General features: G+C 44.2%; 8 protein-coding genes. 4 read left to right on the top strand and 4 right to left on the bottom strand.

Translation table 11 applies throughout. The features are described 5' to 3' along the window. Positions 1-161: 161 nt before the first annotated feature. On the top strand, positions 162-1286 hold the full coding sequence (locus CAG68_RS20330; RefSeq protein WP_161441581.1) for a helix-turn-helix domain-containing protein: 1125 nt from the start codon (positions 162-164) through the stop codon (positions 1284-1286). Between the two features lie 63 nt (positions 1287-1349). Here CAG68_RS20330 and CAG68_RS20325 read toward each other — a convergent pair whose 3' ends face one another. Beyond that, positions 1350-1541: a hypothetical protein gene (locus CAG68_RS20325; protein WP_242013627.1), complete on the bottom strand. Its 192-nt coding sequence runs from the start codon at positions 1539-1541 to the stop codon at positions 1350-1352. A 466-nt stretch (positions 1542-2007) separates the two neighbouring features. On the opposite strand from CAG68_RS20325, the gene CAG68_RS20320 reads away from it, so the two are divergent. Then, positions 2008-2169 carry a hypothetical protein gene (locus tag CAG68_RS20320; RefSeq protein WP_161441580.1) on the top strand — a complete coding sequence of 54 codons (162 nt, stop codon included), beginning with the start codon at positions 2008-2010 and terminating at the stop codon, positions 2167-2169. A gap of 486 nt (positions 2170-2655) precedes the next feature. Here CAG68_RS20320 and CAG68_RS20315 read toward each other — a convergent pair whose 3' ends face one another. Continuing rightward, positions 2656-3171: a metal-dependent hydrolase gene (locus tag CAG68_RS20315; RefSeq protein ID WP_161441579.1), complete on the bottom strand. Its 516-nt coding sequence runs from the start codon at positions 3169-3171 to the stop codon at positions 2656-2658. Then, a complete protein-coding gene (locus CAG68_RS20310; RefSeq protein ID WP_161441578.1) occupies positions 3168-3563 on the bottom strand; it encodes a hypothetical protein in 396 nt (131 codons plus the stop codon). Before CAG68_RS20310 ends, CAG68_RS20315 begins: the two co-directional genes overlap by 4 nt. A gap of 307 nt (positions 3564-3870) precedes the next feature. Between CAG68_RS20310 and CAG68_RS20305 the strand changes: the two genes are divergently transcribed. After that, the gene (locus CAG68_RS20305) at positions 3871-5265 is read left to right on the top strand and encodes a hypothetical protein (RefSeq protein WP_161441577.1); all 1395 of its coding nucleotides are present in this window, start codon (positions 3871-3873) and stop codon (positions 5263-5265) included. After that, complete coding sequence (locus CAG68_RS20300) at positions 5258-6754, top strand: terminase (RefSeq protein ID WP_109170103.1); 1497 nt, start codon at positions 5258-5260, stop codon at positions 6752-6754. Before CAG68_RS20305 ends, CAG68_RS20300 begins: the two co-directional genes overlap by 8 nt. A gap of 108 nt (positions 6755-6862) precedes the next feature. Here CAG68_RS20300 and CAG68_RS20295 read toward each other — a convergent pair whose 3' ends face one another. Next, entirely contained in the window at positions 6863-7750 is an 888-nt protein-coding gene (locus CAG68_RS20295; RefSeq protein WP_161441576.1) for a hypothetical protein, read from the bottom strand. Between the last annotated feature and the right edge of the window lie 791 nt (positions 7751-8541).

Raw genomic sequence — 8541 nt, 5'->3', positions numbered from 1 at the left:
TGAGCTGGCGAGACCTGTATCCTACAATAAGAGAGGTTACGTGACAGGATTTGATCTTGAAAACCGTATAATTATTGACATGGACAACGAAGAAATCGTTGATTCACAAGTCGATTTCAATGATGAAATTGACTTTGATATCGAAGAAGTAAGTAACGACAATGTTTAACTCATTAAGACTAAAAATTGCTAGAGAAAGAAGAGGATATACAAAAAAGGCGTTAGCCGAACTAACAGGGATTACTACGAGAACGCTTTCAACATATGAAAATAAGGGGCTTCTGGACACAACTGACTCAACCTTGGTGAGTCGTATAGCAGATATTCTCAATTACCCTGTTGAATTTTTCTACGCGGATAATCCTGAGCAAATCGTAAAAGAAGGCGTAAGCTTCCGAGCTATGACGAAGCTTAGTGCGTCCAAAAGAGACGCAGCTCTTAGTGCCGGAACGCTGGCAGTTGAGTTTAATACCTGGTTAGAAAGTCGATTCAATTTAAAGCAACATGATGTTTTAGATTGCAGCAGCGAAGATTTCGCAGATCCTGAAAGTGCCGCACAACTTCTACGTGAACATTGGGGCTTAGGTGAACTGTCTATTTCCAACATGATTCACCTTTTGGAGTCTAAAGGGGTGCGCGTCTTTTCGTTGACTGAGAATTGTGTCGAAGTAGATGCATTCTCATTTTGGTTGGACGAAAAACCTTTCGTTTTTCTGAATACGATGAAAACGCCAGAACGCAGTCGTTTTGATGCCGCCCATGAACTGGGTCATCTAGTGTTGCACAAACATGCATCTAACAACGGACGCCAAGCCGAGGAACAAGCGGATCGATTTGCGTCAGCATTTCTAATGCCGAAAGGAAGTATTCTAGCGAAAGTACCTTCATATCCTTCTCTAAATCAACTGTTGAAGCTGAAGAAGCATTGGAAAGTATCATTAGCGGCTCTAATACGAAGAACTTTTGACTTAGGTTTGTCATCCGAGTGGCATTATCGTCAATTAAACATCGAGCTATCAAACTGTTATGGCAGAAAATCAGAGCCAGAGGGTCTAGAGAGCAGGGAAACGTCTTTAGTATTTCAAAAGATTTTCAATAAATTGAGAGAAAAAAATATATCTCGGAGCGAAGTACTCAATGAGTTGAAACTACCTCAAGATGAGCTTTCAGCCTTAACATTTAACAACCCATTTTTTCTGTTTAAGGCGGTTGTATCAAAAGTCAGAAATGAGAAAGGTCCCCTTTCCAGTAACACCTCACAACCAACTCTAAAAGTGGTTAACTAGCGACACATTTACGCAGAGGGATCAAAGTACAGATCCCTCTATTCTTGCTACCCTAGGAAGCTCCTACCCCGTATGGCAAGCTTCTGAGCAGTAATAACACCCATTGGCCTTTGAATAGGTTTTCTTCGCTGCAGAAACTGCAGGCCCACAACTAGCAAACTCACCAAGATACGTTCGGTTATGTTCCAGTGGCATGTAAGAGCAACCTTGCTTATGCACTTCATGATCGCCATTAGCTTGTTGATTCTTGTTCACATAATACCTAGCCATACTATCCTCAATATCAGTAATAAAAAACCAATATAAAACTTAGCTCATAAAGCCATGCTTTCAACAAAGAAATGCAAAATGTTCCCTACAGTTTAGGCAAATCACGCCTCTTAACGCGCTCTGGTACTTCTTTTTGATAAAGATTGGCTACTACGAAACACTCAAAAAAGCCACCAGCAAAAAGCGACAGAAAAAATCTATAAATGGTAAAAAATCACAAAATGAAATTAAAACTAATATTGTGATGTGTTCGGAATGAGTTTAGTATTATTCCCATAGGATAGTGACGGATACGACTTCCTATACGGTGCGCTTGTTTAATAAGGTTGTGCAAGCGTTGTAGGGTAAAACCTACAGGCTCCCAAAGAGGGCAAAGGGTTGATCTTCGAAAGAGGGTCAGCCCTTTGTTCTATCTATCCCCTACCAAAGAACGCCTATGAGAGTAGGCATCATGAGAAAAGTCCACGAATTATTCTGGTATCGCAAACACGATCGCATCCTTAAGCGAGAACTGGCCAAGGATAAGCTGTACACCAAAGAGCTGGATAACTCCCTACGCAAGATGATCCACGAGATAAACAATCATCTAAAGCAAACTGAAAGCACCAGCTAGATTGAGTAGAGTAAAGGGCTAGGCGAGTAGCTAGGTAAAAAATACTTGAAATGAGAATTCCGAACAGATAGATTTATTTGTGCGCGAGTTACATAGTTGCCATTGTGACGACCGTGTTTTCCTTTAAAAATCTTAGACAACTGTGCTCAAGCGCCTTTGGTTCTTCCATTGGCGCTTTTTTCTTGATTTTTCGAGGTAAGTATCAATATAATTGCCTTGTTTTCGTGTGAAGCGTACAGCTTCGGCGAGTGATTCAAAGAAGGTTTGCAAAAGAGAGTTAAAGAGCTGGTAGAAATACTGGCTCTTTTTTTATGTGTCGTGTTTAAACCTATTGAAAAGGCGTTTTGAGTGTCCTATATTTGCCTCGCTCGCAAGAAAATGGACGTGGATACTCCAAAATATAGATGGCCAATTGATTGGTTATTGAATTACCTGTTATTGACAACTCCTCAAAATCAAAAGGCCACGGTAAAACGTGGCCTTTTCTTATGTTAAAAACGTCATTTTTAACAAGTCTATTCGGAATGACAGGGGCCGTAAAAAGCCAACTAAAATACATGCTACCGAGAAAATGAATACGCATGTGGTTCGCTGGTGGCTCCCCGAAGCGAATAGATTCAAACAGTACCTATCAAATGGGGTAAAAATCGGCACTGGTTGGCGGTTTAACACATCCCCAAGCCAATGCGACACACAACCGCATCCAAATCCACACAGAATCGCACCTAGAATCGTGCTGGTGGTTTTTAACGCCTCAATGGATATGAATGTATCCCCTATCGCTAAATGATAGCCATAAGCCGTTACAGCGAGCCATATCGAAAGGATGTGGGTGTAAGTTCGGTGCGGGATTCTGTCAAATTCAAGCCAGTCCGGTGCGCTCGAACCGCTTAAGCAACCAAGAAATGCCAGGATTGAATGCAGTGGTGTTGTGTCTGCCATTAAGGCGAGAGGAACGGGCGCAAAGCACAGTGCGCCCCAAGCGTGTCCAGTTCGGTTCATTCAGCTTCGCATCGAGCGCAATACGCATAGACGATAGCGCTCATCGCTATGGTTCGATTACGGTAGTTGATGGCCAATTCCTCGAACGTCTTTGCTACTTCGGGTTCAATCCAAGGACTGATTTGGCGTGTTCCCACTAGGTCGCCCTCGGTTACTTCGGGGTGCTTTTCTGGTAGTTGGTTTGGGTCAGTGTTGTCGATGGCCAACTGGTACAGCTCGGTCAGGGTAATGCCGTTCTGTTCGCACTGTTCGCAAGCCTTAGCGTGAGCAAGGCGAGAAATGCGCACTTGGAGCAGCGCTAAGCCTTTTTCTCGTTGGCGAGTTCTAAACATGGCTTGTCGTGCTTTGGTTTTTGCTTTGTGTCTGAATTTGATGCGCTCGGGTGCTTTCAAGGGGTATTCCTTTCATCACGTAGCGCGTTGTCTTGGGTATGGGGGAAAGATGGCTAGTGAGGTAACGCAGCCAATTACTATATCGTGCCGCAGAATCAATTGAACATAAGTAGCGTTACTCACTAGCTGGACATGATTATATGCAGAAAATCGTTACTGTAAATACTATTTAGTGTCGCGTTATTAAAATTGCTACTTAAATCCATATTGACAATTAAATGATTGTTTAATCTGGCCTCGTTCGTGTTGTTGTTACCTGTTCAAACTCTGTATTATTCCGAACGTAAAAAATAAATGGGGTTTAACCGTGTCCGGCAAGATTGACTATCAGGCTCACCAACAGCAGTTTTGGGAGCAGTTAGAGAAGCAGCCGACTTTGACGCTGGCCGAGTATTGCGAAGCCAACGGACTAAAGTACGGCACCGCTAAGCGATATATAAAACGGCCAGCCAAAAAGGGCGGTAAGTTCCAACCGTCCGTCATGCCAAAAATCAAAGCGAAAAAGACCAGTCAGGGCAATGACTGGCATTCCCTTTTGAAAGAATTTCTCGTGCGTGGCGCTCAAAATCCAACGCTCACGATGGCCGCTTTTGCGAAAGATAAAGGGGTGAACGGTTCGACACTGCGCCGCCAGTTCAACTCCATGCGATCGCTGCCTGAGTTTGATCGATTATTTGATCTTTACGATGAGCAATTAGCGAAATATCAAGAAGCGAAAAACGACAAGAAGAAAAAAAGGGCTGATAAATCAAAGTCCAAACAAGCGGGGGCAACTGCGCAAGCGCAAGGTGCGCAAGGCGATCGCGCGAAAATAGGGGGTATTGGATCACTGCGCAAGCCGCGATCAGTTGAGGGACTTTCGCAGTATTCCAGTGCTCAAGTGGGTCGCCCTGTTGTGCATGGTGGTTATGCCCGTAGTGCGGGTATTACTGGCGAAATCATGGATATTCTCATGGACACCGATCCGCTTTCGGTTTGCAACGAGCTGATTATTGCCCGTTCGCAGTATTACCGAATGAATGAGACGTTGGCCAAGCGTCTTAAAGAGATCGATGAAATGGAGGAAACCGGAAACATCCCGCTCGATGATGAGAATGAACCAGTAGACATTAACGCCATGCGTGACCGTCTCATCTTTGGCTATGGCACCAGATTGCGTGAACTGGAATTAAGTATTTCCACGATGGCCAAGCAAGAGGCCAAGCGTTATATCGATTTGCGTAAACAGGAATACGCTGAATTGATGATGCCGCACCTACTACCAGCAGAAGAAACCAGCCTAGTAATAGAAATGCTTTCTCTGCGTACTAAGAACAACTGGACAGCCTTAGAGACGTGCCAACAAATCGAGAAGTTAGGCGCACGTCCACCAGCAACGCTATTGCATGAAGCTAAGGTAGAGCTAGCGAACCTAGAGCCAGAAGTAGACGACTCTGGTATCAGTGAGCAAGAGCTGGATGAGCTGTTTGATGACTACACGTTAGAGCAGATTGAGCAGCAAGATAACTGGCTACCTGCACGTAAAGAAGAAGTAAACCGACGAATCAAAGAAGCCGAAGACCTAGAGAACGGCGTAGAACCTACCCTATCCCCATCCCAAATACAAAACGAAGCCGCTAAAGAGCAAGCCTATGATGACCTCGATAACGAGGGAGTGTCGGGGTTTGACGATGTAGACAGCTTCGAGGTACTTGGTGGCTAGACGAATAAAGAGCGTAACACAAGATCCCCGTTACCCTGCCCTAGTTAAGCGTTATCGCTATGACTGGAAACGCCTCGCTGTTGAGCTAGTCGGTAAGAAGCCGAGCTGGCAGCAGCGCAAAATCATTGATAGTGCTCAGCGTATTGGTGCGCGAACGACCGTCAGCTCTGGCCACGGTACAGGCAAGTCAGACATGACCAGTATCATGATCATTGCTTTCATGCTCTGCTTCCCCAATGCGCGTGTTGTGCTGGTGGCGAACAACGCGAGACAGGTACAAATCGGTGTGTGGAAGTACCTAAAATCCAACTGGAACACGCTGTTACAAAAGCACGGCTGGTTACAGCAATACTTCACCATTACCGAGACAGCCTTTTTTGAAAACTCAGCAAAAGGTATCTGGCAAACCAGTGCTAAATCGTGCCGTATTGGTAACGAGGAAGCGCTGGCGGGTGAACACGCTAAACACTTGTTTGTTATTGTCGATGAGGCGTCAGGCGTCTCTGACAAGGCTTTTGGTGTGTTAGCGGGTGCATTGACCGAGAAAGACAACCGAATGCTGTTGTTGAGCCAGCCAACACGCCCTAGCGGCTATTTCTACGATACGCATCACCGATTAGCCGAGCCTAGTGGTCGATGGCGAGCCATCCGGCTTAACTCCGAGGAATCGCCGTTCGTAACCGTGGAGTTTATCCTCGATAAGCGATTGGAGTATGGCGGTCGAGAGGCACCAGAATACCTCATTAAAGTGCGTGGGGAGTTCCCAAGCTCCATTGCTGGCATGCTGCTTAGTCGGGATGCACTGGACAAAAGCGCAAGGCTCAACCTCGATATGCCCGATGGTTGGGGTTGGGCTGCGCTGGTGGACGTGGGTAATGGTCGAGATAGATCGATACTCAATATCTGCAAGGTTTGGGGTCAACGGATGGAGCGCATCGTTAAGAGCGTGAAATTGCTTGAGCAGCCAAGTACGGTCGATCCGGTTCGGTTTGCTGACATTATCCATGCAGAGTGTAGTGAGGACTTGTACCCAAACATCACGATAGCGGTGGATAGTGACGGTGTTGGTTATGACACGGCGACTTGCTTAGAACGTTACGGACGGCGAGTACAGCGCATTCGTTGGGGTAAAAAGATGCACTCCACCAGCGATAAGCAGCGTTTCTTTAACCAACGTGCCTATGCCAATGTTATGGCTCGGGATTCTATCAACCAAGGCCGGATGCAGATAGATAAGAACGTCAAGACGGCGGAGCAAGGCAGTAAAATACCCTGTGCAATCAACGAGTCAGGCCAATGGGTAATGATGCCAAAGCCAATGATGAAAGAGAAAATGAACATCCCATCACCTGACCGTTGGGATACATACTGTTTTTCTCAATTGGTAGATTATGTGCCGCACGAAATGGAAGTGACAGAGAGCATGCTAGAGTCTCGCAATTCAGTAGAACAATGGGTACTGGAAGCGCTTGAATCGGACGATGCTTAATTCCGTTGGTGCCAACATATAAAAGTAATATGAAAAGGTGGCGATACCGTTAAATATCGCCACCAAATCACCAATCAAAGCGGAACAACAATAATTTAGCTAGAAACCTTAGTTTACATATCCATCGAACTGCGAACGTGCTTTGTTTTCGTTCTTGTTTCTAAGCTCTTTTCTGGCTTCACGAATAGCATCGACTTCGCTTTCAATATACATGTTAGCGTTAGGGTACAGTACGGATTTAAAAGCATTAGCTTCATCATATATCGAACGTCCCTCAGTGGTATTGTTTGTGATTAACACATCGTGATCTTTACAAGAACGATGCCTAATCAGAACAAGGCCACCAGCGTTAACATGAACCTTTTTAGCCACACGCGAAATGCCACCATTATTGCCATCATAGGTATGGATGATAGCTACAATGTCGTTGTGTTCTTGACCGCGCTTTCTAAACTCAACGTCTGCATTGTCTGTGAAGTATTTCAATTCATTCAATGCAGTGTTTTTATCATTAATGAGCTGTTCTTTCTCATCTTCTGGAAGATCGTAGGAGAGTTTACGGTCAAGGTCGCGTAGGTATGCTTCAAGTCTTTTGGCTAGACGTGCGCCAGTGACTTTCTGGCTGCTAGCGGCTTTATTAATTGTGATGTTAACGCGACGGACGTTATCAATTACGGTCGTCTCTTTAAATGAGTTAGATGAGCTGTTGAAGTATTGAGGTGCGCGCTCTAAAAGCTCTTTATTGGCCGTTTTAGCTGCCTCAATATATTCAAGTAAACGGGTAGTCGAATTACCTCGTTTTACTACAGCCACGATACGGTCATTGAATAGTCCACTATCTTCCTTGCCATCTATTTGTTCGGAAAAAGTCGCTCTGTGCTTCAAGGCACGTTTTAGTCGCGCGTCTGCCGTTTGTTTGTTTGCAAGTAATTGATTAAGTGTCTCTATATCAATAGGTTTTAAGTCTTTAATTTCAGTATTTATTTTATTAATCATGGTGAACGGTTGCTCCAAATTACATTGGAGGATAAAGGTTACACTCCATCCCTGAGCGTATGCGAGTAACGAAAAACCCTACCTTTATCCTTGATGCGTAGCATACCGTTTTTGTGTTCGGAATTAAATAAAAAACGAACAGAAGAACTTTATAAGTGTTGCTTTTTAAGCGGAGAAGTGATCTCGAACGAAGTTTAATACGTCATCACGTTCAATAGATGAATTACAGAGTACGTTCGGATGCGATTGGATAAGATGAATCATGCAGATGTCAGTCGCGTCATCGAGGAACGAGCTGCTAAATACATCTAGGGACAGGTCACATTGATCTAGTATTTCGAGTGGGATTAATTGATTTAACGTGCAATGCATATCTATATCTCTTAAGCCAATTGACTGGATAGCCAATACGTATATAGCTCTGATTTGGAAAGAATTTAGGGGATTCTTGCCAAGGGAGCTGATGTTCGCAGGGTATTATGAGACTGTGATCTTTGATTGTCTAGATATGCAAAGTAATGCAATCATATTGTTACTGGCAATTCGGTTTTTATAACGTTACCTATACCGCATAATCATTGTGGGTATGCATATCTGTTCGTGTCGCGTGACGGCGTAACTCTGTCATTATATTGCCACAGACGGGCAATTGTCGTGGTTTGTTTTTAAAAACACCATTTTAGTTTCATTTCTACCTAGAACTGAAACTAACTTATTCAATGTTTTGTCGGTGTCTATTGCTACCAAAATAAATAAAAACCAATAAAAACAACAACTTAACAGTTCTGTTG

The sequence above is a fragment of the Vibrio sp. V42_P2S4T144 genome (assembly GCF_009904715.1).
In the GTDB taxonomy this organism is placed as follows: domain Bacteria; phylum Pseudomonadota; class Gammaproteobacteria; order Enterobacterales; family Vibrionaceae; genus Vibrio; species Vibrio alginolyticus.
Note: the sequence above shows the minus strand (reverse complement) of the source record. Positions and strands in the feature narration are given on the sequence as shown.